The organism is Candidatus Woesearchaeota archaeon, assembly GCA_016928155.1.
GTDB lineage: Archaea > Nanobdellota > Nanobdellia > Woesearchaeales > JAFGLG01 > JAFGLG01.
Genome location: JAFGLG010000005.1, coordinates 145,897 through 170,487, shown reverse-complemented (window position 1 = coordinate 170,487; position 24,591 = coordinate 145,897). Strand labels below are relative to the sequence as shown.

The 24,591-nt window shown below is 44.0% G+C and carries 31 protein-coding genes and 1 tRNA gene; 18 read left to right on the top strand and 14 right to left on the bottom strand.

Features of this window, described 5'->3' with window-relative positions:
* Positions 1-201 precede the first annotated feature (201 nt).
* Positions 202-738 (top strand): hypothetical protein, encoded by a 537-nt coding sequence (locus JW968_02660; protein ID MBN1385859.1) that lies wholly within the window; start codon positions 202-204, stop codon positions 736-738.
* A gap of 276 nt (positions 739-1,014) precedes the next feature.
* On the opposite strand, the gene JW968_02655 is transcribed toward JW968_02660, so the two are convergent.
* The 3 genes from JW968_02655 to JW968_02645 all read right to left on the bottom strand — a co-directional run bounded on the left by JW968_02655 (position 1,015) and on the right by JW968_02645 (position 3,200).
* Positions 1,015-2,244 (bottom strand): hypothetical protein, encoded by a 1,230-nt coding sequence (locus JW968_02655; protein MBN1385858.1) that lies wholly within the window; start codon positions 2,242-2,244, stop codon positions 1,015-1,017.
* A 334-nt stretch (positions 2,245-2,578) separates the two neighbouring features.
* Positions 2,579-2,929, bottom strand: coding sequence for a hypothetical protein (locus JW968_02650; GenBank protein ID MBN1385857.1), 351 nt, complete (start codon positions 2,927-2,929; stop codon positions 2,579-2,581).
* Between the two features lie 130 nt (positions 2,930-3,059).
* Entirely contained in the window at positions 3,060-3,200 is a 141-nt protein-coding gene (locus JW968_02645) for a hypothetical protein (protein ID MBN1385856.1), read from the bottom strand.
* 122 nt (positions 3,201-3,322) lie between these two features.
* Between JW968_02645 and JW968_02640 the strand changes: the two genes are divergently transcribed.
* On the top strand, positions 3,323-4,066 hold the full coding sequence (locus tag JW968_02640) for a TrmB family transcriptional regulator (protein MBN1385855.1): 744 nt from the start codon (positions 3,323-3,325) through the stop codon (positions 4,064-4,066).
* Between the two features lie 8 nt (positions 4,067-4,074).
* Here JW968_02640 and JW968_02635 read toward each other — a convergent pair.
* The 4 genes from JW968_02635 to JW968_02620 all read right to left on the bottom strand — a co-directional run bounded on the left by JW968_02635 (position 4,075) and on the right by JW968_02620 (position 7,791).
* Positions 4,075-4,188, bottom strand: a tRNA-Phe gene (locus JW968_02635).
* A 199-nt stretch (positions 4,189-4,387) separates the two neighbouring features.
* Positions 4,388-5,107 (bottom strand): hypothetical protein, encoded by a 720-nt coding sequence (locus tag JW968_02630; GenBank protein MBN1385854.1) that lies wholly within the window; start codon positions 5,105-5,107, stop codon positions 4,388-4,390.
* Complete coding sequence (locus tag JW968_02625; protein MBN1385853.1) at positions 5,100-7,163, bottom strand: hypothetical protein; 2,064 nt, start codon at positions 7,161-7,163, stop codon at positions 5,100-5,102. The genes JW968_02630 and JW968_02625 overlap by 8 nt, the downstream gene beginning before the upstream one ends.
* Positions 7,164-7,215: 52 nt before the next feature.
* A complete protein-coding gene (locus JW968_02620; protein MBN1385852.1) occupies positions 7,216-7,791 on the bottom strand; it encodes a hypothetical protein in 576 nt (191 codons plus the stop codon).
* A 232-nt stretch (positions 7,792-8,023) separates the two neighbouring features.
* Here JW968_02620 and JW968_02615 point away from each other — a divergent pair, with 232 nt between their 5' ends.
* The 5 genes from JW968_02615 (at position 8,024) to JW968_02595 (ending at position 10,619) form a co-directional block, all read left to right on the top strand.
* Positions 8,024-8,617, top strand: coding sequence for a nucleotidyltransferase domain-containing protein (locus JW968_02615; GenBank protein MBN1385851.1), 594 nt, complete (start codon positions 8,024-8,026; stop codon positions 8,615-8,617).
* On the top strand, positions 8,604-9,125 hold the full coding sequence (locus JW968_02610) for a HEPN domain-containing protein (protein ID MBN1385850.1): 522 nt from the start codon (positions 8,604-8,606) through the stop codon (positions 9,123-9,125). Before JW968_02615 ends, JW968_02610 begins: the two co-directional genes overlap by 14 nt.
* A gap of 69 nt (positions 9,126-9,194) precedes the next feature.
* The gene (locus JW968_02605) at positions 9,195-9,518 is read left to right on the top strand and encodes a hypothetical protein (protein MBN1385849.1); all 324 of its coding nucleotides are present in this window, start codon (positions 9,195-9,197) and stop codon (positions 9,516-9,518) included.
* Between the two features lie 79 nt (positions 9,519-9,597).
* Positions 9,598-10,119: a winged helix-turn-helix transcriptional regulator gene (locus JW968_02600; GenBank protein ID MBN1385848.1), complete on the top strand. Its 522-nt coding sequence runs from the start codon at positions 9,598-9,600 to the stop codon at positions 10,117-10,119.
* Positions 10,120-10,184: 65 nt separating this feature from the next.
* Positions 10,185-10,619, top strand: a complete 435-nt coding sequence (locus JW968_02595; GenBank protein ID MBN1385847.1) for a hypothetical protein — start codon at positions 10,185-10,187, stop codon at positions 10,617-10,619.
* On the opposite strand, the gene JW968_02590 is transcribed toward JW968_02595, so the two are convergent.
* Genes JW968_02590 through JW968_02580 form a run of 3 tightly spaced genes read right to left on the bottom strand, consistent with a single transcriptional unit; the run spans position 10,597 to position 12,441 of the window.
* The gene (locus JW968_02590) at positions 10,597-10,767 is read right to left on the bottom strand and encodes a hypothetical protein (GenBank protein MBN1385846.1); all 171 of its coding nucleotides are present in this window, start codon (positions 10,765-10,767) and stop codon (positions 10,597-10,599) included. The two genes, JW968_02595 and JW968_02590, sit on opposite strands and share 23 nt — an antisense overlap.
* A 31-nt stretch (positions 10,768-10,798) precedes the next feature.
* A complete protein-coding gene (locus JW968_02585) occupies positions 10,799-11,908 on the bottom strand; it encodes a mechanosensitive ion channel family protein (protein ID MBN1385845.1) in 1,110 nt (369 codons plus the stop codon).
* An 11-nt stretch (positions 11,909-11,919) separates the two neighbouring features.
* Positions 11,920-12,441 (bottom strand): 50S ribosomal protein L16, encoded by a 522-nt coding sequence (locus tag JW968_02580; GenBank protein ID MBN1385844.1) that lies wholly within the window; start codon positions 12,439-12,441, stop codon positions 11,920-11,922.
* A gap of 389 nt (positions 12,442-12,830) precedes the next feature.
* Here JW968_02580 and JW968_02575 point away from each other — a divergent pair, with 389 nt between their 5' ends.
* Genes JW968_02575 through JW968_02560 form a run of 4 tightly spaced genes read left to right on the top strand, consistent with a single transcriptional unit; the run spans position 12,831 to position 15,490 of the window.
* Positions 12,831-13,310, top strand: coding sequence for a hypothetical protein (locus JW968_02575; protein MBN1385843.1), 480 nt, complete (start codon positions 12,831-12,833; stop codon positions 13,308-13,310).
* A gap of 5 nt (positions 13,311-13,315) precedes the next feature.
* Positions 13,316-13,543, top strand: a complete 228-nt coding sequence (locus JW968_02570) for a hypothetical protein (GenBank protein MBN1385842.1) — start codon at positions 13,316-13,318, stop codon at positions 13,541-13,543.
* Complete coding sequence (locus JW968_02565) at positions 13,540-14,970, top strand: hypothetical protein (GenBank protein MBN1385841.1); 1,431 nt, start codon at positions 13,540-13,542, stop codon at positions 14,968-14,970. The genes JW968_02570 and JW968_02565 overlap by 4 nt, the downstream gene beginning before the upstream one ends.
* Positions 14,957-15,490 (top strand): hypothetical protein, encoded by a 534-nt coding sequence (locus tag JW968_02560; protein ID MBN1385840.1) that lies wholly within the window; start codon positions 14,957-14,959, stop codon positions 15,488-15,490. The genes JW968_02565 and JW968_02560 overlap by 14 nt, the downstream gene beginning before the upstream one ends.
* A 21-nt stretch (positions 15,491-15,511) precedes the next feature.
* On the opposite strand, the gene JW968_02555 is transcribed toward JW968_02560, so the two are convergent.
* Both JW968_02555 and tpiA read right to left on the bottom strand, forming a co-directional pair.
* Positions 15,512-15,949, bottom strand: coding sequence for a hypothetical protein (locus tag JW968_02555; GenBank protein ID MBN1385839.1), 438 nt, complete (start codon positions 15,947-15,949; stop codon positions 15,512-15,514).
* A gap of 60 nt (positions 15,950-16,009) precedes the next feature.
* On the bottom strand, positions 16,010-16,705 hold the full coding sequence (gene tpiA / locus JW968_02550) for a triose-phosphate isomerase (protein ID MBN1385838.1): 696 nt from the start codon (positions 16,703-16,705) through the stop codon (positions 16,010-16,012).
* An 84-nt stretch (positions 16,706-16,789) separates the two neighbouring features.
* On the opposite strand from tpiA, the gene JW968_02545 reads away from it, so the two are divergent.
* Positions 16,790-16,966 (top strand): hypothetical protein, encoded by a 177-nt coding sequence (locus tag JW968_02545; GenBank protein ID MBN1385837.1) that lies wholly within the window; start codon positions 16,790-16,792, stop codon positions 16,964-16,966.
* Here the strand turns inward: JW968_02545 and JW968_02540 are convergent.
* Positions 16,938-17,348 (bottom strand): hypothetical protein, encoded by a 411-nt coding sequence (locus JW968_02540; protein MBN1385836.1) that lies wholly within the window; start codon positions 17,346-17,348, stop codon positions 16,938-16,940. The two genes, JW968_02545 and JW968_02540, sit on opposite strands and share 29 nt — an antisense overlap.
* A 195-nt stretch (positions 17,349-17,543) precedes the next feature.
* Between JW968_02540 and JW968_02535 the strand changes: the two genes are divergently transcribed.
* Positions 17,544-18,167: a lamin tail domain-containing protein gene (locus JW968_02535; GenBank protein MBN1385835.1), complete on the top strand. Its 624-nt coding sequence runs from the start codon at positions 17,544-17,546 to the stop codon at positions 18,165-18,167.
* On the opposite strand, the gene JW968_02530 is transcribed toward JW968_02535, so the two are convergent.
* The gene (locus tag JW968_02530; protein MBN1385834.1) at positions 18,151-18,915 is read right to left on the bottom strand and encodes a hypothetical protein; all 765 of its coding nucleotides are present in this window, start codon (positions 18,913-18,915) and stop codon (positions 18,151-18,153) included. The genes JW968_02535 and JW968_02530 overlap by 17 nt on opposite strands.
* Positions 18,916-19,011: 96 nt before the next feature.
* Between JW968_02530 and JW968_02525 the strand changes: the two genes are divergently transcribed.
* The 5 genes from JW968_02525 to JW968_02505 all read left to right on the top strand — a co-directional run bounded on the left by JW968_02525 (position 19,012) and on the right by JW968_02505 (position 24,580).
* Complete coding sequence (locus JW968_02525) at positions 19,012-19,599, top strand: hypothetical protein (protein MBN1385833.1); 588 nt, start codon at positions 19,012-19,014, stop codon at positions 19,597-19,599.
* 237 nt (positions 19,600-19,836) lie between these two features.
* Positions 19,837-21,123 (top strand): phosphomannomutase/phosphoglucomutase, encoded by a 1,287-nt coding sequence (locus tag JW968_02520; GenBank protein ID MBN1385832.1) that lies wholly within the window; start codon positions 19,837-19,839, stop codon positions 21,121-21,123.
* Complete coding sequence (locus JW968_02515) at positions 21,120-21,785, top strand: HAD family phosphatase (GenBank protein ID MBN1385831.1); 666 nt, start codon at positions 21,120-21,122, stop codon at positions 21,783-21,785. The genes JW968_02520 and JW968_02515 overlap by 4 nt, the downstream gene beginning before the upstream one ends.
* Positions 21,782-23,689 carry a hypothetical protein gene (locus tag JW968_02510; GenBank protein MBN1385830.1) on the top strand — a complete coding sequence of 636 codons (1,908 nt, stop codon included), beginning with the start codon at positions 21,782-21,784 and terminating at the stop codon, positions 23,687-23,689. The genes JW968_02515 and JW968_02510 overlap by 4 nt, the downstream gene beginning before the upstream one ends.
* Positions 23,690-24,580 carry a type II methionyl aminopeptidase gene (locus tag JW968_02505; GenBank protein ID MBN1385829.1) on the top strand — a complete coding sequence of 297 codons (891 nt, stop codon included), beginning with the start codon at positions 23,690-23,692 and terminating at the stop codon, positions 24,578-24,580.
* Positions 24,581-24,591: the final 11 nt, after the last annotated feature.

The following is a 24,591-nucleotide window of genomic DNA, read 5'->3' as shown; positions in this document are numbered from 1 at the left end:
TTATTTATAAAGGTTGTTGTGGTTCTTTTGATTCTTTGCCTTAAGACTGCTTATTCTGGAAAATATTGGGGTTAATATCCTGCTTATCCAAATTCGCAGGCGAATTTGTTATTTCCCTAATATTTTCTTGAGATATCTTGAGCAAGGCGAAAGATTGGACGCTCCAGAAAATATTTAAATGAATAAGTATTGTGAACAGGCATGTATGCTTACATAAAAAAATGGGTGACTCTTGAAGAGGTTGATTTCTCAAACACTTATCAGATTGCAGAGCTTGTTATTTTTTCAGTGCTTGGCTTCTGCATCCCGCTTTTCATCGGCCATCCTCAGATTGTTGTCGGTTTGTTGGTCAATGCTTTCCTGATCAGCAATGCTCTGAAGCTCAAAGGCTGGAAGATTCTTCCGATAATCTTACTGCCTTCTCTTGGTGTTTTGTCAAGAGGCATCTTGTTCGGGCCTTTCACACCCTTCCTGCTCTACATGATTCCTTTCATCTGGATAGGCAACACCCTACTTGTCATGGCATTCAGGAAGCTCAGGAAATCTTATTGGATCAGTCTATTCGTCGGAGTGCTTCTTAAATCAGCATTCTTGTTCTTATCAGCCTACATCCTCTACAGCCTAGATATAATCCCAATAATATTCTTGACTGCAATGGGCATTCTCCAGGTGATAACAGGCTTCCTTGGGGGCATTGCCTCATTTGCTTATGAGAAGACTGTAAGGGTTTTGCAGTAAAATATTTAAACTAGGAAGTGCCCACACTGCTCATCATAACAGAGTCTCATCACTTAATGGCCTTCCCAGCAACCATCAGTTCCACTCTTAGTTCATTGCAGTGTGGGCAACCGTCGGCTCCGGACCGACGGCATTATATCTATATCTGAATATCTTAATATGCCCATCGTCAACTTGTCCAGTGTTCCTTCCGAAGAAACCGGAAAAAAAGAGAATAAATCGTGAAATTTCCGAGAATGCAGACCAATAATAAAGAATTTTCAGAAAAATAATATCTTATTTACTGATTTTCCTCACAATCCCTTTCTCTGCATCTACTTCAACAAGATCCCCATCCTTGAAGACCTTGGTTGCGATCTTTGTGCCAATCACGCAAGGTGTGCCTAACTCACGCGACACGATTGCTGCATGCGAAGTGACTCCTCCCTGCTCTGTGACTATTGCTGCTGCCTTCTTCATCGCTGGAACAACATCAGGATCTGTCGCAATGCTCACCAGGATGTCACCCTGCTCGAATTTATGCATATCGCTTGCCCTGATTATGATCTTCACTCTGCCTTTTGCTTTCCCCAAGCAAGCGACCTGGCCTGTCACTTCAGTCACATCCTTATCAACTTCTGATTCTGCTGCTTTTGCCAGCTCTCTTGCAGCCTCTCCTGTCACAAATTCATCATATCCTTTCTCTGCATAGTAGACGCTGAACTCCATCCTCTTGTTGAGCAGCTCAACATACACTTCACCGCCATGCAAGGCATTCTCAACCTCATCCGGCTGCATGAATCTCAGGTGCTCTTGTATCACGCCTATCCTTTTTGCTATCTCCTTCTGAAGTTTGTCAAAATAGAAGAATGATTTGATCTGGGCATTCCTCCTGTATATCTTCGTCAGCATGAAATCTCCCCAGAGGTCGAATAAGTTTTTATGATCATCATCTATCTTCAATTCATTCAGCACCTCTTTCCTTCTCTTGTTATCTTCAAGAACTCTCCTCTTGTTCTCTTTTGCCTGCTCAGTCAGCTTCACACCCTTGCCCACAAAATCCTTCAGCGTCTGTATATAATCCTCCACATCTAGTTGTTTCCCTATTCCTAACCACATATAACCTAGATACATGTATTTCTGCCAATAATCCTCAAGCTTCTGCAGGAACTCTTTCTTGAGCTTCTGCTTTATCGCCTTAGCGCTATTATTCTTGAAGACCTCTGTCTGGCTCTGGTCCTTCTCTATCTCAGCACCGATCTCCAGCAGCTCATCGTCGATATCAGCAAGTATGGAATTCTTCTGCGGCTGCGTAAGTGCTATCAACGCCTTGTTAGCTCCCTCTTTTGATCCTGTCTTCTTCTCAAGATAGGAAAGCAGCAGCTCCGTGTACAATGGATGGAACATGTCTATTGAATTTGGCAGCCATCCCCATTGATACAGCTCAGTATGCATCTCATCATGTGTCTTGAACAGTCTGAGCAGCTCATTGTTGTCCATCTTCCCAAGGTCTGCATCATAAATCATCTTGCTGAAGGTGGCAAGTTTATCAGATAACTTATAGATCTGGTCATTTATCCTGTGCCCAAACTTCCTGTCTTTCTTGATGAGATCTATGACATGCTGTGCAAATCTCTTTGAATCATCTTTGCCGTAATAGAATGTCAGGTTGAATCCCCTGTACACACAGAGTATCTTCTCATAATTTGTTCCAACGCTTTTTTCCATATCATTCACAAAAGCGCTCAGCCATATCTGCGAGAAAAAGAAATCTATATCAGGAATTTCTTCTGCAAGCATCCATTCGTCTTCCATATTTAATCAACCCCATGATTTGTTTATTTAGTTTGTGGTAGCATGTCTATTTTATTGAATTGAATTCTATGCCTAACTCTTTATACGTTGTCAAGATCTGTGATTCAACACCAGCCATCGCTTGATTTTCCTCTTCTGGGTTCCTGTAGGTGCCCCATGCAAAGTATATCCCATCAACCAATGGCAGGCTCCCTTTGTATCTTTCGAGTGCCATGGTGATTGCTTCAGGTATTGTGATGCCCTTCTCATCCTTTAAGAGTCTCAAGTAAGGTCTTATCAGCAATTGCATTTCTAAGGTTCCTTGACAGGAGCCCAACCCAATAGGAATCCCATCTGGCTCTTTGCCTCCCATGATTTTATCAAGATCCGCTTCCAGTTCCATAAGTGTAGGTTTCATCTTATCACCTCACATTATCTCCATCGATGTCTCATGATAGAGCACAAGCTTTCCCTCTGGTCGCTCTATGCTGAGGAAACCTTGCTCCCTCAATGTCCTTATGTCATCTTCATTTAGGATTATCATATTTTTACCTCATCATCATTACGCCCCAGCTGCTCATCCCGCCGCTCTCCTGGCATTTTCCTTTTTCAGTCTCCACAGTGTATGTCTTTGACTTCTTTCCGAGCACTGCGATCTTGATTGCCATTTGGATCTCATTCTGTTTCACTTTTGTCACCTCTTAATGACTTTACAGTGATAATTATACCGGTCCAAATATATAAATAAATGTAGTATATATCAATACTACAATTAGAAATATTTAAATAAAAGCTTTATATACCCTATATTATGCCGTTTGAGCCTGGATTACTTAGGAACATAGAGACCCTTGGTCTCAGCCAGAATGAGGCAAAGGTCTATATTGCACTTCTGGAGATGCGGAGCGCTTCTGCCGGTTTAGTTGCACAGAAATCAGGCGTTCACAGGGTCAATGTCTATGATACTCTTGAGAGATTGATGGAAAAGGGCCTTGTGAGCACCTCCTCCAAAGCTGAGAAGAAATATTTTGAAGTGGCCTCACCTGAGAATCTCAAGCGAATCGCAGAAAGAAAGAGAAAAGAGATTGAGCAGTTCGATGAGATTTTTCCTCAGCTTGAGCTGAAGTATCAGATGGGCACTGAGAAGCAGGAGGTGCATCACTTCAAGGGAAAGCGCGGCATAATCTCTATCTATGAAGATATGATCGAGACCCTGAAGCCTGGAGAATACATGTATGGTCTTGGAACAACAGGCATCATGAGAGAGATACTGAAGCACTGGATCACTGACTGGACCAGGAGAAGGGATGGGAAGGGTGTCAAGGTCAAGTCAATATATTATCAGAATGCGCGGGGCAAGGAGATCTTTCCTCTCCAGGAAAGACGTTTTCTTCCCAAGCAGTTCGGCTTCTTCCCCACAACAACCTATGTCTATGCTGATAAGGTCGCTATCATCTCTTTCACTGGCATGATAGGTGTTGTTATCCAGTCAAAAGAGATTGCTGTCAACTTCAAGAGATATTTTGACCAGATGTGGAGCATATCTGAGGATTAGGTTTTAGGCGGCGCGGGCGGGATTTCCAAACTCAAGGGGTCAAGAGTATTTGAACCCGCATGAGATCGGAGGATCTCACCAGGGCTTCAGCCTGGCGCTGTACCAGGTTGAGCCACCACGCCATTGCCTAAACCGAAAGCATTAAATAATATCTTTGCTTTTCTTTTTCAATCGGAGGATTTCACCAAGGTGCAAGCCACCATGGTTTTTTCTTTATTTTATAAGAAGATATAGTTTAATATCTCTTTCCAGAAAAAAACAAGTTTATTTTCAATAGAATCAGATATTTTTCGATGACAAATATGAAATATTCAAATCTTCTTACTTCACAGCAAACGCCAGCTTATAGCTCTTCAGCCTCTCTTCTGATCTTATCTCTGATAAGGAATCATCAAAGACATACACTTTTGATGTGTTGTAATCAAGGACTGTGGTGTTGACATCAAGGTCGCCGAGATATGTCATGTCTATAAGGTCTGGATCCTTGACTCCAAGGGCATAGCTGAACAGTGTTTTGAACCTTATCGGCACTTCTGTCTCGAATCTCTCAAAGCTGAAAGTAGAATTTGCGAGGATGAATGATACTGGATAGTTGAGTGTGAATATTGTCGCATATTCGCCGAATCCGACTGATAGATATTTATCTCCTTGCTTTATCTTCAGTCCTTTCTGCTTGAACACAGAATAATTTCCAGTGCAGATATCGAAGTTCTCAATGACATGCTCTGCGATGTCACGCTCGATATTGATCAAGGTCCTGTTGACATTCTCTCCGTTTCTTGACAGGTACCCGACTTTTCCGAACTCTGTCTCCACATGATCTGTCGGGTGGAGATATGTCCCTTGCAGTCCGATCTTCTTGAGGGCGCTTTCTCCTGTATCCTTGAGGCATCTCTCTGTGAACAATTGTATCTCATACCTGTTCAGCTCTGGTTTGTCCCCGAATTCTCTCATGCCCCATAGGAAGATGGTTATTGCGAGCACTGCTATAATGACAATTCCGAATATCATCCATATTGTTATCTGTCCCTTCCTATCCATCTGCCAGCCATCTCTCATATTGTTGTTTGTTGTTATCTTCTCTTATGACCCTGACATAATTGTCCTTGTATTGGATCAGGTCATATCCAATGATTATCTGTGAGTCATCATAGCTTGCGCTGTAGCTCTTTATAGCTGATGAGTAAGGCGCCTGATTCACTCTCACATACCTATGGTCTCTCTCGAATATTGTGAAATAACCTGAGTTTATCATGCTGGAATTGGATGTCCTCTCTCCTGTCGCATAGCTGTTCTCCACGAAGTGGAGCTCATTGTCGAACTGCATGCCTATCCTGTTATCTGAATACCCCTGGTAGATGGGGAGCAGAAGATGCGAGATTATCTCTTTGCTGGGCGCGAACACGAACTTGTTTGCCTCGGCATAGCCCTTGAAGAACATCTGTTTCTGCAGGAAATCGACCTGTGATTCTCCTCCAAGCAGGTCTCCATCTGCTTTCTTGAGGCAGATTGAGTAATGCTCTTCTGGATTGTAAGATGGATTCCTTATGGAAAATGTGCTGTAATCATCCCCATAATAATAGTAAATTGCATTCCTGCTCAGCTGCATGCACTTGAATCCAAAGTTGAGGTCAATCTCTACTGAATTCAGGGCATCTCCCACATTTATCTCTTCCTTGATGTTGTTGTTCTGATATTTCATGATCCCATTCAGGAAATAGTAATTAGGTGTGGGCGCTGCTATTATTCTCATCACACTGCTTAGATTGGGTATTGTCTTGTTCGGATTGAACTCTATCTTTCTTGTATTGTCTGTCTTTATCGTGATGGTGGATTTTTCATCTATCATCAGGTTTGTTTCCTGTTCGCTTAGGGATGCATTGATCACCCCATCCTTATCGCAGTCGATGAGGATCTCTCTACCGCTTCCTGGAAGATGGTTATGCAGCAGGATTTGGTTGTTGTCTTTGTTGCATACCATGTCATATCTTTCGCCATCTATGTCTTCTCCGAAATAATACTCAAAATCCCTGACACTCGGGAGGATGTCCTGGTCTGTTGTTATGAGGCCCCCCAGGTCTGTGAGGAATGCGGTATCATATAGGTAGGTTGTATTAAAGTTCCTCACGCTGGATATTGAGAGCACATCAAAGCTTGAGCTCTCTCCTGCAAAGAACAGCGTGTTTGCGGATGTGATCTCTTTCCCATCTTTCAGCACGATGCCATTGTCATCCAAGAGCTGCACTTCGCTGAGATAGTATTCATGGTCTGAGTCTATTGTGATATCCTTGGAGACCTGTGCCTCTGCCCTGCCTCTCGCATTCGGTATCCTTATCTCTTCTGCGCTGTCTGCATTCAGGCAGTTGTCATTGTTGCAGTTCCTGTCGCTTCTCATCAGGTTCTTTACATTCTTGAACATGACATCATCTATTATGATCCATTGGCTGCCTGCTGAGCTGATGCTGTGATCATAGAGATTGAATGTGTCCAGGTATATTGTGTTGCCATCGATATTCATCACATCATGATTCCCTGTCTGGGTTGCTGTCCTTGTCATTCCCACGTTCCCTGCTGTGCCTACATTCACATAGAGTCCAGGATTATTGTAGTGCTGCTGCCATGCTGAATTCAAGGCATTTGCATTGTAATCCTGTGGGTTGAAGCCGGATGGGTTGTTGAATATCATTCCATTGTCCATGAGGTGGGTGAGTTGTGGTGATGTTAGCTCTTGGTATCTGTTTGTTTGCATGCTATAGTAGATGTTTGAGACTTCTGGTCCTGTGAAACCCATTATCTGAGTCTGTGTGAGTCCATTAATATGTGGTGCATCAAGATTATTAAGATTAGCTCTGAGTTGATCAACTGTCAGGTGCTGGATATTGCCTGCACTTATCCATCCATTCTGAAGTGCATACCCTACTTGAGAAGAAGTAGCTGCTCCATAATTATTCGGATCCTGCCATGTGTCTTCAGATTCGTAATCGACATCTTCATCTGGACAATCCTCAAATGCTGGATTACAAGGTTCCTGTGCATGGATTATTATACATAGTAATAGAACAATAATTAGTACTATTACCCCTTTTTTACAGATCATATGTGCTATTGGACAGCTTTTATTTAAAAATATTATTAAGAAAACCTGATTTTTATGAATTTTTTTCTATCCAATCTAGAATTCTTGGCGTTCTTTTATCATTTGGTTCAAGAGAAACAAATTTCTTAAGGCAAGGTACTGCAGATTTATTGTCTCCAGATGCCATGTAATACCCTGCGAGGCTGTACCAAAAAGTGCTTACCTCCGGACTTAGGATAGTGGCAATTATAAATTCATTTCCATATTTGAATTTTGTTGTATTCAAACTTGCATTCTTTCCAATACCATAACTATTGAATGCATATGCAAGTTTCTTCTTCTCTGATGTTCCTAGGCTTTGCAAATCATATCTCAATGCCTTTTCAAGAGGAGCTTTGAGCTCGGTAACTACTTGATTATATTTCTGCTGTTCATTCAATTGTTCCATCCTTTCTGGATTGAGGTTACTGATTATATCATATAACTCTTGATCTGGTCTTTTTGTTCCAAAATAATTTTCTCCAGCCTCTGCTTCTGATGCTAGCAGATCCAGTCCTGTTGCTGCAATTGCTGCTCCGCCTGCAAGTTTAGCTAGTCCAGTCAGAAAACCTCTCCTGTTGCATTCTTGGTTCAGATATGATTCAAGCATACTGCTTTTAAGACTCTCAGGTATTTATAGTTTTCGCTGTTAATCACTAACAAGTAACTAAAACATTTATAAATAGGGGTATAAGAAATCCACAATAATATACTAATTTAATTAATATCAACATTTCGGATAATTTTCGGATTTTTCTCATATAATCTTATTAAGCTTCGTATCCCAGATAGAAACAATAAAATATATAAATGTTTAAAATATTTAAACAATCGTTTAAAAAATGAAAACAATAGGGACCTCAAAGATTATGTATCTCTTTTACAGGAATACGGATAAGAGCTTTCATCTGAGAGAGATTGCTAGAAGGACAGGATTGAATGAGAACAGCGCATCAAGATTCCTCAACCAGTTGGAGAAAGAGGGATTTCTCACATCAAGAAAGGATGCAAATCTCAAGAAATATTCATCAAAGAAAAATCTCAAGACCTTTGCATTATTCACCCTGTTTGATGTCGAGAGGTTAAGCATGCTACCAAGCATAAGGAAGAATGCAATAGCATGTTTTCTTGACAAGCTCACTGAGAAGCCGGTCATAGCATTCCTGTTCGGTTCCACTGCAAAAGGGACCTACACCGAAGATTCTGATATTGATTTATTGTTGATTACTAATAAAAAAATGGACACAGGCAATGCAGAAAGATATGCCGAGTCGCAGACTGCCATAAGGATCAATGTTTTCCAGATGACTTTTCTTGATTTCAAGACAGAACTGAGGATGAAGCAGGATTATGTTGTGCAGTCTGCCCTTAACACAGGTTACCCGATAACGAATCATGTGTTCTTCTATGAGGTTTATTATAATGAAGCTGTTTGACTTCAATAAGATGATAGATGATCCTAAACTGTTGGAAAATAAAATTAGGACTTACCAAAGGAAGAATATCTTGGTCATGCAGCCAGAAGATAAAGCTCTCATCAAAGGTCATCAAGCCAAGGCAGAGCATAATCTGAGATTCATTAAAGACAACCTGAAGTTAGGTTATCATGACTGGTGTGTTGTAGGTTGCTATTATGCAGCATATCAGGCAGCCATGGCGCTCCTGAGCAAGAAAGGTTACAGGACCAAGAGTCATGATGCCACTCTCTGTGTGTTGATTAAGGAATATCATAACCAGGGAATTGATGCAGAGGACATAGCTCTGATAAACAGTCTATTCTTTGATTATCATGATCTTTTATTTTATGTGCAGTCAAAATTAAAGCGAGAAGAGGCAACATACTCAACAAGATACGTGTTTGACAAATCTTTGGTTGAGCAATTAAGGATTAAGTCAATCATGTTTGTCAACAAAGCTAAACAGATATTAGAAAGCCAAAATTAAATTTTTAGAAATAGCCATTAAAAGCCAAAGATAGTAATATTTATATACCGAACTCATCCTCCAAATGTTATGCATAAATCAATATTCCTAGAGATTTTTGGAGATTCCCCGATTCTTAGAGTCATGGATTTCTTGGTTGTCAATGAGGAATTTGACTACAGCATGACAGACATTTCAAGCCTTTCAGGTGTCGGTTATTCTACTCTGAAATTGTTCTGGAGCAAGCTGGAATCAGCAGGCATTGTCAAAATGACAAGAAGAGTCGGCAAGGCAAAGATGTTCAGGCTTGACATGTCAAATCCATCAGCAAGAAAATTCAAGGATCTTTATTGGCAAACAACAAGACAGGATGTGCATGAGAAAAACAGAGCAAAGGCAGAGATGAATCAATAGTTCTTCAGCACCTGTTTTTCAAAAATATTTTCAGGGAAAATCAAAACCTTTATAAACAACTGCTACATTTCTATATCACATGATACAAAATTATACCAGATACAGGATCCTGCGTTTATTCTTTGATTATCCCACCGGATTATTCCAGATAAGAGAGGTCTGCAGAAAGACAAACCTCACACTGCCCACAGTCAGGAATCATCTGAAGGCATTGGAGAAGGATGGCTTCATAAGAAAACAAAAGGTCACGACATACCCGAGCTATAAAGCAAATCCTGAAGAAAGATTCCAGTTATACAAGAGAAATGACATGATCCTAAGGCTGCATGAGACCGGATTGATAGAGCATCTGAATGATAGTCTTCATCCAAATGTGATTCTCTTGTTCGGCTCTGCATCAAAGGGTCAGGATCATGAAGGGAGCGATATTGATATTTTCCTTCAGGCAAAAGAACAGGACATGGATTTGTCCCAGTACGAAAAAACACTAAATAGAGATATAAATCTTTTCTTCGCCGAAAATCCTAAAGAACTTTCAGAAGAATTCCGAAATTCTTTGGCAAATGGAATTGTTCTTTCAGGATACCTGGATATGCTGTGATTTTTGAAGATTTCTGCTCGATAAATCTGCAAAAGGCATAATAATTCTGATTATCTTTATCAATCATGAAAACATGGAATGATATTGAGCATATGGTTTATAAGGTCTCTCCTGACATAGCAAAGTCCAGATCCATTTTAAAGATGGCTAATGCCAGGATCGAAGCCAATAATATTGATCATGATAGATATCCTTCTTTAGTTGTTGAGAAATATTATAAGATTATTAAGGAGTTGATTGTTGCGCTGATGGCCATAGATGGATTCAAGACAGTAAGTCATGAGGCACTGGTCCTGTATCTTGGTAAGTTTTATAATGACTTCATTGAATCTGAGATAGCCCTGATTGATCAAATGCGCATAAAGAGGAATCAGGTGGTTTATGAGGGCAGGTTTGTCCCAAAAGAATATCTTAGGAGGAACGAAGAGAAACTAAAGGAGATTATAAGTAAGCTAATGAAGATTATTGACTCAAGACTTACTTCATCATCTTTTCCATAGAAAGCTCATCCACATTCACGACCCTGTGCGTGCAGATCTTCTTCTTCTCCCAGTAGACCCAGCATTTTGGGCCGAACTGCTCATACTTAAGACAGCCCTGGCATACATGGCCTTCAGGGACCTTGAAGTTGGTTTTTAGCTCGTCCATGCCCTATCAGAATATGTCTAAATATAAAAAATTAACCCTTCTTGGTATAGATGGTCCTTGTCGGGAAGGGTATCTCTATCCTGTTCTTCTTGAATGCATTGTATATCTTTGTTGTCAGCTCATCCTTTACTTCTATCTTGACCGATGAGTTGGGTATCCAGACCTTGACTGCAATGTTCAATGCAAAGTCCCCCATGCCGGTAAATTCTATATAAGGTGCTGGATCATCGACAATGTCCTTCACTGTCTTGATCTCTTTCATTATGATCTTCTTGACCTTGTCGATATCGCTGCCATAAGCCACACCGGCATTCACAACTACCCTGAGCTTCTTGTGGGGGAGATCGACATTCCAGATGGTCGCATTTGAGAGCACACCGTTAGGGATTATTATCAGTTCGCCATCCCATGATTGTATCTTTGTGCTGCGGAGGCCTATCTCCCTCACCCTGCCTGTCTCTCCAGAACTTAACCTGACGCTGTCGTTCAGGTTGAAGTTCTTGTCAAGTATCAGCGCAACGCCGCCGATGATGTTCTTGAGCGCATCCTGAAATGCGAATGATATGGCCAAGCCGGCAATACCTAGTGATGCAAGGAAGGGTGTTATCTCGACTCCCCATGTCTTGATTATCCATATGACTCCGATGACTGCCATGATTATTGACATTATCCTGTGCACTAATGGCAGAAGCTGATCATCAAGTGAGGTCTTTGATTTCTTTGCCCATTTGTGTCCGAAGAACTCTATGAATGCATTGAATAATGCGATAAGGATATACATGAAAAGTATTATGTGCAATGTATCAAGCAATCTTTCAAGTATGACTTCTAACGTCCCTTCATACGCAAGGTAAGAAATGCCGAGTCTCAGGCCCACTATCCTCAGCCACCATGCTATGGGCCTCTTTGTCTTTGCTATGAGCCTGTCATCGACATCTGTCTCTGTCTTGGCGAACAGTGCCTCTACATATTTTCTGGTGATGAAGAGTATTGCTTCAGATATTATCCAGAAGCCGACAAATATGCACAGTGCCATGAGATATTTTGCCTGCACAATAGGGTTTGAAAGGTATGATTCATATCTGACCAGAGAACCTTGTGTGATATTAGTGAATAATGTGTTGTTAAGCATTTGCTCCACCTCTTAAAAGCTCAAGCTTTGTCGATCACTATGGATGTCGAGCACGGGAGCTTTGATCCTGCGAGCTTCAGGGCCTGTTTGGCGACAGGCACATGATCTTTCTCGACAAAAACATGGATGAGTGTCTGCCCTTTCTTCACCCTGGCTGCGATGCCTATCGCCTTTCCGAAGCTGTGGGCCATCCCCGTGCTCATCCTGTCTGCTCCTGCACCTGCTGCCAGGGGATTCTCCCTCAGTATGTGATGAGGATAGACTTTGATGATCATCTGGAATCCTGTCTTGCCGAGCTTCTTTTCAAGGGCCTTGTTGCTGATCTGCCTTGCAGATTCAATTGCATTGTCCCTGATCTGAAGGCTGCTCTTTGAGATAAGTCTGAGTGAGAAAGGGAATTTCTTTTGCAGGTTGCCCATGTGGAATCTCACCACCTTGCATACCGGAGATGCTCTTACATAGCTCTTCTCCCTGTACTTGCTTTTTCGGGTGTAAGGCCTTTCAAGGCGTCTGTATGCGCAAAATTTCCTTATTCGTGCCATATTTGTTACCTGGTTTTTCTGATGAAAAGGGCTTGTTTTTAAAGGTATTGGAAATTCCTGTGATCCCCCATCCTTTAAATAAGAAAATCAAGAGATTCTCTGCATTTAAATGTTTCTGTATAAAAGGCTCTGTCCGGAATGTAGGTTAGTGGCATCGGGTCAAAGTCCTAATGAGTGATTTTCTGGCTGACAAAGGAGCTCCCTACGGGAAATGTCAGCTTTGGATTGGTTTTAACAGGGACTTTGAAGCCACTAACCCTAGCGTTAGCGAGATTCCGGACAGAGCCTGTATAAAATATACTGCAATTATCAAAACCTTTATAAAGCACCAACCCCATTTGTAACTGGTTGATTATGATTATTTTGTCAGGCAAAAGAGGTGAAGTTGAATGAAAATCTTTAGCGGTAAGCTAAGAAGAGCAGGTTCTATGGAGCTCTCTATCAATGCTATTGTTATTCTTGTTCTCGCGATTACAATGTTGGGGCTTGGTATCGCATTCACTAAGAGGATGTTCACCAAGTTCGGCCAGACGCTTTATGTCCCGGAACCTGATTTGCCGGCAAGCGCTGAAGAGCCGATTGTCACTCCTTCTGGTGACCAGATAAGTGTCCAGAGGGCCAAGGCGACTGCCCTGACAATACAGATATACAACTCATTCGAGACAGCTCCTATTGTTCCGTTCCTGACATGCGGCACATATCAGGTCCAGGGTGAGCCTCAGAACGTTGATTCCGGGACAGACAAGACTTTCAGGATTATCATATCCCAGAACTCACTGCCTGAGGGTCTGGTTGTATGTACTATCCAGTCTGTGCACGCGGTTCAGGGGCCCATTGCCTCGACTCAGATAACATTTGATGTAAGGTGATATCCATGAAGATGAAGAAAAGGCTTTCAGCTGCCCAGGAATTTGAGATCATGAAGCTTGTCCTTGACAAGTTCCTTTGGCTTGGTTTTGGTATCATGGCTGCAGGTGTCTGGATCATGAGGACCGGCAACACTGATCAGATCATGTCTGGATTGACTTATATGGTTGCAGGAGCGATTGTGCTTGTGCTTTTCATGGTCCTGATCATTAAGGAATATGAATTCCTAAAATGAACCGTAAGATTTTCATTTTTTTTCTTGTAATCCTAGTTTTCTCTGTAATCCTATCTGGCTGCGGCGGCAAGGAGTGCGAGAAGAAAAGCGATTGCCAGGCAAAGACATGCTTTGATTCCTCATGTGTTGACGGAAAATGTGTGTATAGTCCTCAGCAGAACTGCTGTGGGAACAAGGTATGCGAGGATTCTGAGAACGAATGCACATGCATGGTCGACTGCGGCAAGTGCGGTCCTAAAGGTAATGCGACTGCTTTTACCGGCCTTGAATACAGCTGCGGTCCGGATAATGACCAATGCGCGCTTGATGTCAAGGGAAGCAAGACAAGGACTCCTGTCACCTTCGCCAAGTCGACTTTTGATTTCAAGACAGACATCAAGATGACTCTTGACCAGCCTTTTGATGTCAAGTCCTCTGTCTTTGATGTGGAGCTCGAGATAACCGATATGTCAGATGGCATAGAGGATTTCATGATATCGAAGATCCAGGTACTGGGCTCTTCAGGCACAGGTTTTGCAGCCAAGGAGTTTGTCATTGGTGAGAAGGAGCTGAACAGGCCGATGTGGGGTCCTGGCGCATCTATGAAAACAGAGATAATAGCAACCTGTGATTTCCCTCAGCCTGAAAGTCTCCAGACACTCGCCGTAAAGGTTTTCTATGAATACAGGAAGACATCTTTCGGTTCAGAGAAGACTGTGAGGGATTCCTTCACTGAGAAAGCATCTGCACAATATAATTTCCTGGTCCCGACCAGGGTATATGTCTGTGATGATGTGGACTGCAATGACAATAATCCGGCTACAAAGGATGAGTGCATCGAGGGAACTCTGCTCTGCACCCATGATCCTATACCCAACAGGTGCGGCAACTTCATCTGCGAATCGAATGAGAACAAGTGTTCCTGTCCGGGCGACTGCGGGCCGTGCGATGGGCAGATCTCAGACCATATGACAGCTGTCTGCTACCAGAATGACTGTCAGTCGAAGCTTGCCCAGCAGAGCCTCAGCACGCTTTCGGCAGAGCTTTCGTACACGAAGTTCAAGATAAACATGGAGTCAAATTTCAATGATCCGTTCAATGTCAACAAGGACTCTTTTGACATAAAGCTTGAGCTTGTGTCTGTTTCACCTGATCTTGCCACTGTTGTCACGATAAATAAGATAGAGCTTGTCGAAGGGGAGCTGCTCTTGGGCAAGATTGATCTGTTCTCTGAAAATACCCTGCAGTCGATAAGGGACATGAAGTCCTTCAGCATCCCTGTGAATTTTCCTCTGGGTGAGGATGAGGAGTCCCAGAAGCAGGTCAAGGTCAGGGTGCACTGTGCATATCAGTATTCGAAATTCGGCGGCCAGATGGAGAATGTGTTTGATGAGATAAAGGAATACCAGTTCAGATCAAAGGTGAACTTTGCCAATGCTGACATCTAAGAAGGGTTTTGAACTATCGATAAACTTCCTGACGATAATGATACTTTCTATTGTCATATTGAGCGGCAGCTTCTATCTGATGGCCAAGTTCTTCACGAAAGCCGAATCCCTGAAGCTCCAGCTTGACACCGCCACTGAGAGAGAGATAAAGTCCCTGCTCTATGACGGGAGCAAGGTTGCTGTTCCTGTCAACAGGAAGGAGATAAGCAAGGCAGAGGTCGCGACCTATGGTGTCGGCGTGCTCAATGTGCTGAACACGGCCCCAGAGAACACATTCACCCTGACTTTAGTCCCAAAATCCATTGCGGGGTGCGATGCCACTTCCTTGGAGATCACCACAGCATCCCAGAGCCTTGTCATCTCCCAGCCGATAAGGAACAATGACCAGTTCATATTTCTCGTCGCTGTAAGGGCGAAGAAGGAGACTATGGCCTGCACTTATGTCATTGATGCCTTTGTCACATATGATGGGGGCAATGAGTATGCTCCTGTGAAGAAGATCTATGTGGAAGTCAAGTAGTGTCTTGGTTCTGTGATGTTCTCACAGGTACTTCATGAGCCCATGTGCTATCCCGTACAATACAGGTCCGATTGCTGCTCCGATTGCTGCACCGCGCGGGGAGTTCTGCGGAAAGTCTGCGATGAACCCTTGTGCCTGGTTTAATGTCGCCCTGTAGAATGGTCTTATCACACTGCCCATTGCAGCCCCTGCTGCCCCTGCTCCTGTCAGCTGCCATACCATGCCTGAGGTGTGATGCAGTGCAGTCATATCTAACTCATGAAAATATGCATAGACTATTGCTGCAGCCAGTCCAACACCTATGTTTATCGGGCTTGCAAACTGCTGTATCACATCAGTCCCTCTGCGTGCGCCCCTCAATGCGCACATTCCTATATATGCTGGCAGGCCTACTGCCGTAGCTTGTCCAAGCTCTGCGAGGATCGGTTCTGATTCCCTTATTATGTTGACAAGATCCATGTGTCAGTAGGCAATAATAGATATTTATATAATTTACTATTTTAGGGTAGTCCTAATTGTCTATACCTGTTTGAGAAGGGGTTTCCTTATGCCGTCGCACAGCTCATTCAGGACACTTGCAGGATCAGATGCCTTTGTGATCCCTGATGCAAGAAGCACTCCGTCAGTCCCAAGTTTCAGCGCAATCCTCACATCTTCTGCTGTGTGGACTCCTGCTCCGCACAATATCTTGATTCTCTTATCCACCTTCCTTACGAGCTTCACTGTCTCTGTGATCACTTCAGGCTTTGCCGAAGACACAGAAATGGTCCCACCGATCAGCTCTGGCGGCTCGACTGCGATGAAATCAGGAGAGAATACAGCAACTGCCTCTGCAATCTCTGGTGTGTTGGCGCACACAATTGTAGCAAGCCCTGCTTTTTTTGCCCGGTCAATGCTCTGCTCAAGCACATCGATCCTCATCCTGTGCTCTGAATGGTTGAGGAGTGTGCCCACAGCCCCGTTCTGCTCTATGTCCTCGGCAATATCGCTTCCTGTGTGGCTTCCGAATTCGTCAGCGTCGACATGCTGCGCAAGCACAGGTATGTTGACTGTGTGGCTCATCTTGTAGATGTCTGCTGTCTGCACAGCGACCGCGATGGGTATGTTCCTCTTGACTGACACCATCTCGCAGATCTGCGCCAGCTGCACACCCTTGTCCCCGATCGCCTGTTCATATGCCTTGAAATTGATCATGATTATTGGTGTTTTCAGCATGTCATGATCCTGGCATCCCAGATATAAAAAATTTCCGGTTTTTCATGCCTAAGATTAATGAATCCATAGGTGATTGATATATCCATGTCTCCTGAAGCATATTGTCTTGTCTATCTGGTGCTGGTATCCGTGGCAGTCGAGCTCCTGCAGGTCCGCAGGGGTGGTGAGGATTCCTCAAGGCTCTTCCTCCATATAGTCTTGTCATCAGGCTTCATTGTTCTGCTGATTCTCATCAAGGGTTTTGTCGGTGGGTTCGCTTGATATACATTGTCTCAGCTCTCTTCCTGGTCTCTCTGCTTGTCCTCGGCAGGCTGCTCATGAAGGAGAAGGTGAAGGATTTCCTTGTTGTATCGCACTCCGGAATTTTCTGCTGGCTGCTGTGGTTGTTCATCAAAGGCATCTTCCCTGTCAGGTTCCATATGCTGATATTGTCTGCGAGTATCCTGATAATATCATCTGCATTGATATGCACCCGGTCAATCCCGATTGCCAGATTCGGCATGAATCCGTATGTCATCTCGATCCTGCTCATGCTACTGATATCTCCTGCCTTTCTGCCGCATGGCCTTTTTGTGAGTTTTACGCAGGATTTCCTCAGGATCATTTCATTGTTCTTGTCGGCGTTATCATCAGTTTTTTTCATCTCTGTCCTTTCTGTCTTTTTGGCGAGGATGATGCGTTGAGACGGCACGTTTTCCGGAGAACTTCTGATTTTCGGGATTTTTTCCAGAATAATTTCACAGCAGACAGAGGGTTTCCCATATCAGGAAAACCTTTCTGGATTCTGGCCAGAAAAGGATATTAAATCCCATGCCTTTTGATTTTCAAGGGTGATTTTATGATAAAACCAAGACTGAAGATGCTGATTTTTGTGTTTTCAATGATATTATTTGCAGGTTTTGTTCATGCTCTCGTGATAAACGAGATTATGTATGATCCGGCAGGCACTGATTCAGGTCATGAATGGGTGGAGCTCTTCAATGAGCAGACCTCTGTCGACATGACAGGGTTCAGGTTCTACGAGGGTGGATCAGCTCATTCCCTTACACTAATCCAGGGCTCAGGCACTCTTCCTGCCGGTTCATACGCTATAATCACTGATGATGCTGACCAGTTCCTGCTGGATTTCCCTTCATTCTCAGGAACACTTTTTGATTCCACATGGAGCTCCCTGTCAAACACAGGAGAGCTCCTGGAGATGAGGGATGCATCAGATTTGGTCATGGACTCTGTGTTCTACAACAGCTCATGGGGCGGTGCCAGCAATTATACATTGGAGCTCATTGATGCTTCTCTGGACAATAATGCCAGCACGTCGTGGCTTGAATCAACTGAGAATGGCGGAACCCCGGGTTACTTGAATTCTGTATCGAGCCAGGCTCCGGAGTTCTCATTGCTGACTGCCTTGTTCACTTTCACTTGCTGTATTCTCGTATTTTTTGCAGTCAGGAGGAGATATTGATTTTTTTGTTTTTTATCGCTTTTGTTATGCATCCATCTAATCTCTGCATCTCGCTGTTGCTCAGCATATCCACTTTTTTTTCAGAGAAATCAAGTGTTGGCAGGAAGTGTTTTCCGATATCCTCTTTTGCTTCTCTTTTTGTCATGCCTATCCTTGTCAGGGCTTCCCGCAGTGCATTCTTGAGCTTTTTGTCATCCTGGTCAAATATCTCTCTGTAGAATCTCCTTTTGCTTTCCTTGATGTCCTGCTTTGGGATCGGGATGACAGATATCACATCGGATCTGGTCTTGGGCTGTGGGTAGAATTCCTTCTTGCTTACTTCCATGATATGCTCGACATCGAAATAAGCCCATATCATGTTTCCCATCCTGCCGATCCTGTCTTTGATGATCCCATAGAAGTTCTCTCCGATCATGAACACACCTTTCTTGAATCTCATGCTCTTCAGCCTGACAAAGAAGGGCTCTGTTATGTCATAGGGCAGGTTTGAGATTATCTTGTCGAACCCATCAAGCTCTGTCTCGAGGAAGTTGCCATAGATGATATCTGTGTTTGGGATATGCAGCTCCAGGCTTTTGTCCAGCTCTACCCCTGTGATCTTGTTTGTTCTTGAGACTATCCTTGTCAGGATTCCTTTTCCTGGGCCTATCTCCAGCACATTCTCTCCCTTTTTGAGCTCAAGAGCCTTCACTATTTTTCCTGCGATATCAGTGTTCTTGAGGAAATTCTGTCCGATCTTCTTGTCCATGGATGCCCAGTATCAATAACTATTTAAATAATTAATCCATCAGAGTGTTAAAAGAGGGATACAATCGATCACCATAGATATTTTTTCAGGTATGTTTTGTTTGTCCTAGTTGCTGCTATGCTTGTCGGAGGATGCACAAAGGTTGTTGATTATTTTTCTACAGATGATGCTCAGCCATATGTCCCTCCTGCTCCAGCAAAGCAAGAGCCAAAGAATGAGACTCCTCCTCCTGCAGAAGCCTGTGATCTCTGTCCCACTGATACTATTTATTACATGGGTGATGGCAAGCTGTGTTCTGACAAAGCCTGTTCATGTTCAAATCAGGCTGATTACACATGTGATATTGATAAGAATCTTTATGTCCAGTTCAGGATTGATAATGCAGGGGACCAGGAGATGCAGTTGGTCACTCCAGCTCTTTTTTGTGCAAATAACGGGGTTTATATCAAGACCTATGGCGGCCTTTGGCTTCTGGTGGATTACAAGGATATTACCTTCCCGAAGCAGAGGGTGTATGTCTCCAGGATGTTCCCAGGCGGGTTCGCTGCTTTCAACTTCGAGTTCAAGTTAGCTGACTTCTCTGCTGTTAATGAGATGTCGTGCAAATATGATGTTTCTGCGAGGATTGATGGTGAAGAGCAGGCCATAGATCATCAGGAATTCTCCTTGAATCTCACGAAATGAATTGCAAAATAGTATTGTGAAATGATATTGTGAAATGATATTACAGAATAATATCTGATACCGAAATGATTTCTGATTGATTTATTTTTCTTCAGTAGTGACACACACTCTATTTAAATAGAAAGTTTTATAATATCAAATATCTGCATCATATGCATTATTTGTATCATTTGTATTATCTGACCATGCAGTGAGGTGATTTGGATATCTGTATTCAAAGCATATGATATAAGGGGCGTGTACCCTGTTGAGCTTGATGAGAGGCTCGCATATAAGATAGGCAGGGCATTTGTTGCATTTCTGAAGTGTGATTCAGTTGTTGTTGGCAGGGATATGCGGGGATCATCACCCTCATTGTTCAAGGCCTTGACTGATGGGATAACTGACCAGGGTGCTGATGTTGTTGATATAGGGCTCGTGACCACACCTATGCTGAGCTTCTCTGTTGCCAATTTCAATTACTCAGGCGGCATCATGATAAGCGCCTCTCACAACCCGGCGCAGTATAATGCATTCAAGCTCATAAGGCCTAAGGGTGTCCAGATGCATTCAGACAGCATTGATCAGATCAGGGGACTGGTCGAGAAGGGCAGTTTTGATGATGCAAGAAAAGGCAGTATCAATCAGAAGGATGTGCTTAAGGATTATCTTGATCATGTGAAAGGATTTGCAGAAGGCATCAGGGATCTTAAGATTGTGTTTGATTACGGCAATGGCATGGGTGCCCTGACTGCCAGGCCCCTGTTCGATTCCTTGCCTGTGGAGGCGATCCACATGTATCCTGAGATGGACATGTCTTTCCCGAATCATCCGGCTAATCCTCATGAGATCGGGAATTTCAGGGATCTCCAGAAGAGGGTTGTAATGGAGAAGGCCGATTGCGGCATTTTCTTTGATGGTGATGCTGACAGGTGCCAGTTTGTCGACGAGAAAGGGGAACTGGTTTTCCCGGACATGCTTCTTGCCCTGCTGGCTTCTGATGAGCTGAAGCATCATCAGGGCGAAAAGGTGTATTATGACCTGAGGTTTTCAAAAGCAGTGGAGGAAGATGTCAGGAAGGATGGTGGCATCCCGATAAAGATGAGGGTGGGAAACCCTTTCTACAAGGAGAAGCTTGTCAATGAGGGAGGCATCCTTGCAGGGGAATTCTCAGGTCATGTCATGTTCAGGGATAATTTCTGCATTGACGACGGTCTGTTCTGCTCTGTCAAGGCATTGGCGATACTGGCAAAGAGCGGGCGCAGGCTTTCTGAGCTCATTGCTCCGATCGACAGGTACGCGCATACTGAAGAGATAAACATGGTGGTTGATGATGCAGACATGGTTCTCAGCAGGGTCAAGTCTGCTTTCTCTGACGGCAGGAGCTCTGACATCGACGGTGTGTACATCGAATATGATGATTGGTGGTTCAGCCTGAGGAAATCGAATACAGAACCTCTTGTCAGGCTGAGGATTGAGGCTGACAACAAGGTGATACTGGAGGAGAAGAGGTCAATGATAATCGGTATCATTGAGGGAAAATGATAAGGGCTGTGATTTTTGATCTGGACAATGTATTGGCAGACAGCGAGAAGCTGCATTTCAGGGCATTCAGCGCTGTCTTTGCGGATCATGGGAAAGTGTTGGATCAGGCTGTTTATGACAGGCTTGTCCTGGGCCTTTCAGATAAGGTCGGAATGGCAAACTTATTGGGTCATTTCAGCTTGAAGGCTGATGTCAGGAAGCTTATTGCGAAGAAGCACAGGTTATTTCTTGCGCTGGCAAAGGATGATCTTTTCCCTGTCCCTGGCTCTGTGGGGTTCTTGAGGTCATTGCATGGAAAGTTCAAGCTGGCTCTTGCTACTGGTTCTGAATTGAAAGAGGCAACACTGATGATAAGCAAGCTAGGGATCAAGGGATTATTTGACGCTGTCCTTACAGCAGAGGACATCAAGAGGTCAAAGCCTGATCCGGAGATCTATCTGAAGGCAGCCAAGAGGCTCGGTGTCCATCCTGATGATTGTGTTGTCATAGAGGACTCTCCCTCTGGTGTTGAGGCTGCGAAATCTGCCGGGATGTTCTGCATAGGTGTGCCTACTTCAGTCAGCGCCAGGAAGCTGGGCAGGGCTGATATCATAATTGAGAATTTCGATGAGATAAGGGACATGAAGAGCCTTTTGGCTCTTGTGAGCGTGATGAGCATATGAGGATATCACATTCGCTGAAGGGGAAGAAGATATCGAAGCAGGTGGAAGGGAGTGACAGCTCATTCATCATGACTAACCGCACAGGTGCATTCATGCTTTTCTCTGAGCTGCCTTACACCAAATATAATGGATTTTTCTGCAATGACAGGTGGAGTATGTACAAGGTGGTGTCTAATCTGATACCGTCTGAAGAGCCTGTTGAGGAGGTCATAAACCAGTTCTGCCAGGTGAGAAGGAAGAGGAAGAATCTCACCGAGTCTTTTTTCATGCCCCGGAATCATGATTCATTTGTCTATCAGCTTGACAGGGAGCAGGAGGTAATCATAGACCTTGATATGAGGCAGATATATGATTATGATGAATGGGGGAGAGCATATGATATTGAGAAGGTGAGGGACACCATCCTCGTGAGGTTCACAAAACATGTCGGTGACCAGAAGAAGTATGAGGCTTATCTTGCGATAAGGTCTGATTCAGGGCAATTTGACATGATCAACGAGTGGATCAAGGAGGGCTATGAGTATGAGCGGCAGAGGAAAGATTCTCATCATGAATGGTATGTGTACAGGGCGCTCTCCATCATCGGGAAGAACTTTGTCTTTTCTTTCTCATTGGACAGGGAGAAGGCTCTCAAGGAGGCGGATTTTGTATTCGCCAACATCAATGGCTTGAAGGCAAGAGAAGAGCAGTATTATGATGTGATGCTCGGCTCTCCGTCTTCTGAACAGGATTTTGCTCTTGCATGCGCGCAGTACTCTCTTGATTCCCTGCTCTGCACAGTTGATGGCAGGACAGGGATATATGCAGGTCTTCCCTGGTTTTTCCAGTTCTGGACAAGGGATGAGACCATTTCTTTAGGTTCAATGATATTGTCGAACAAGCTTAGTCTTGTGAAGCGAGTCCTGTTTGATCATCTGAGGGCGTTGCTTCCTGATGGAAGGCTCCCGAACAGGAAACCAGATGCCAAGCTGGGCAATGCCGATGGTGTAGGGTGGCTTTTCAGGAGACTGTCTGATTTCCTTAGACATCTTGATATGCGCGATGACATGAAGATATACCTGAGCCTCCCTGAGCTCTATGTTATCAAGGAAAAGCTCGAGAAGAGCATCTCACAGCTCTTCAACACATATGCTGTCGATGGCCTGATATGGAACAAGGAGCTTGAGACCTGGATGGATACGCATATCGGCGGCCAGGATGCGAGATCTGGTGTGAGGATTGAGATACAGGCCCTGACACTCTGCATGTTTGATTTTTGGATCAAGCTCTCTGAGATCCTCAAGATGCCGAATGTTGCGAAGAGCCAGAGGGATTCTTTGAAGAAGAAGATCAGGCAGGAGTTCTTCAAGGATGGCAGGCTTGCTGATGGCATTGATGACATGACCCAGAGGCCGAATGTTTTCCTTACATACTACATATATCCGAAGCTTTTCTCGAAAGCAGAATGGAAAAGGATCTTTGACAGTGCTCTGGACAAGCTCTGGTTGGGATGGGGCGGCATATCCACGATAGAGAAGGACCATCCGCTCTTCAGGGACACCCATACAGGCACTGACAACATGAGCTATCATCGCGGTGATTCCTGGTTCTGGATAAACAACCTTGCAGCCCTTTGCATGCATCAGGTAGATAGTAAGTATTATCAGGAAAAGATTGACAGGATTGTCAGTGCATCAACTAATGAGATATTGTATTCAGGTGCGATCGGCCACCATGCCGAGATAAGCTCTGCTTCAAGGCTTGAGAGCAGGGGGTGCTTCTCGCAGGCATGGAGCAGTGCCATGTTGATTGAGCTTATTCATGTCATCAGGAAAAATAAAAAGAGGAATATGGAGAGAAATAAAGAGAGAAAAGAAGAGAGAGATAACGGGAGAAATAAGGAAGCGGATTTGGTCGTGGTGTGAATGTATTCTGATGAAGAGCTGGAGAGATTCAGGGAAGCAGGCAGGATCACTGCCGGGGCAAGGGAATATGGTAAGGGCCTGATAAGGGTCGGCGCTTCCCTGAGGGAAGTCACTGACCTTATTGAAGAAAAGATTGTCGGGCTTGGGGGAGATATGGCCTTTCCTGTCCAGATATCTTTCAATCATACTGCCGCCCATAACTGCCCTGGTCCGAATGATGGGACATTGTTCAGCACAGGGGATGTTCTGAAGCTTGACCTTGGCGCGCATGTCGATGGTTATGTGGCAGACACTGCTGTGACCATTGACCTCGGTTCTCATTCTAAGCTCGTCGCTGCTTCTGAGGAAGCCCTGAAAAATGCCATCAGGATAATAAAGCCGGGCGTGACTCTCGGCGCCATAGGAAAGGTTATTCAGGATTCGATAGTGGGGTATGGCTATGTGCCTATCAAGAACCTTTCCGGCCATGGTGTCGGGAGGTTCTCAGTGCACACCGCTCCGCAGATCCCTAATTATGACAATGGAGATGATACCTGTGTGGAGGAGGGGATGGTCTTTGCCATCGAGCCTTTTGCAACAGACGGGCAGGGCATGGTTGTGGAGGGGGACTCTGCTGAGATTTTTATGATTGAAGATAAGAAACCTGTGCGCAGCCCAATAACCCGGCTGGTCCTCAGGGAGATTGAGAAGTTCAATGGGCTCCCTTTCACCACAAGGTGGCTCACAAGGAAGATGCCTTACTTCAAGGTGAATTTTGCCCTGAAAGAACTGACTGAGAAAGGCATTCTCAGGCTTTATCCTCCTCTCAATGACAAGGCAAAGGGCCTGGTCAGCCAGGCAGAGCACACTGTGCTTGTCACAGGGGGTGGATGCGAAGTATTGACAAAGTGAGAATTCTTTCT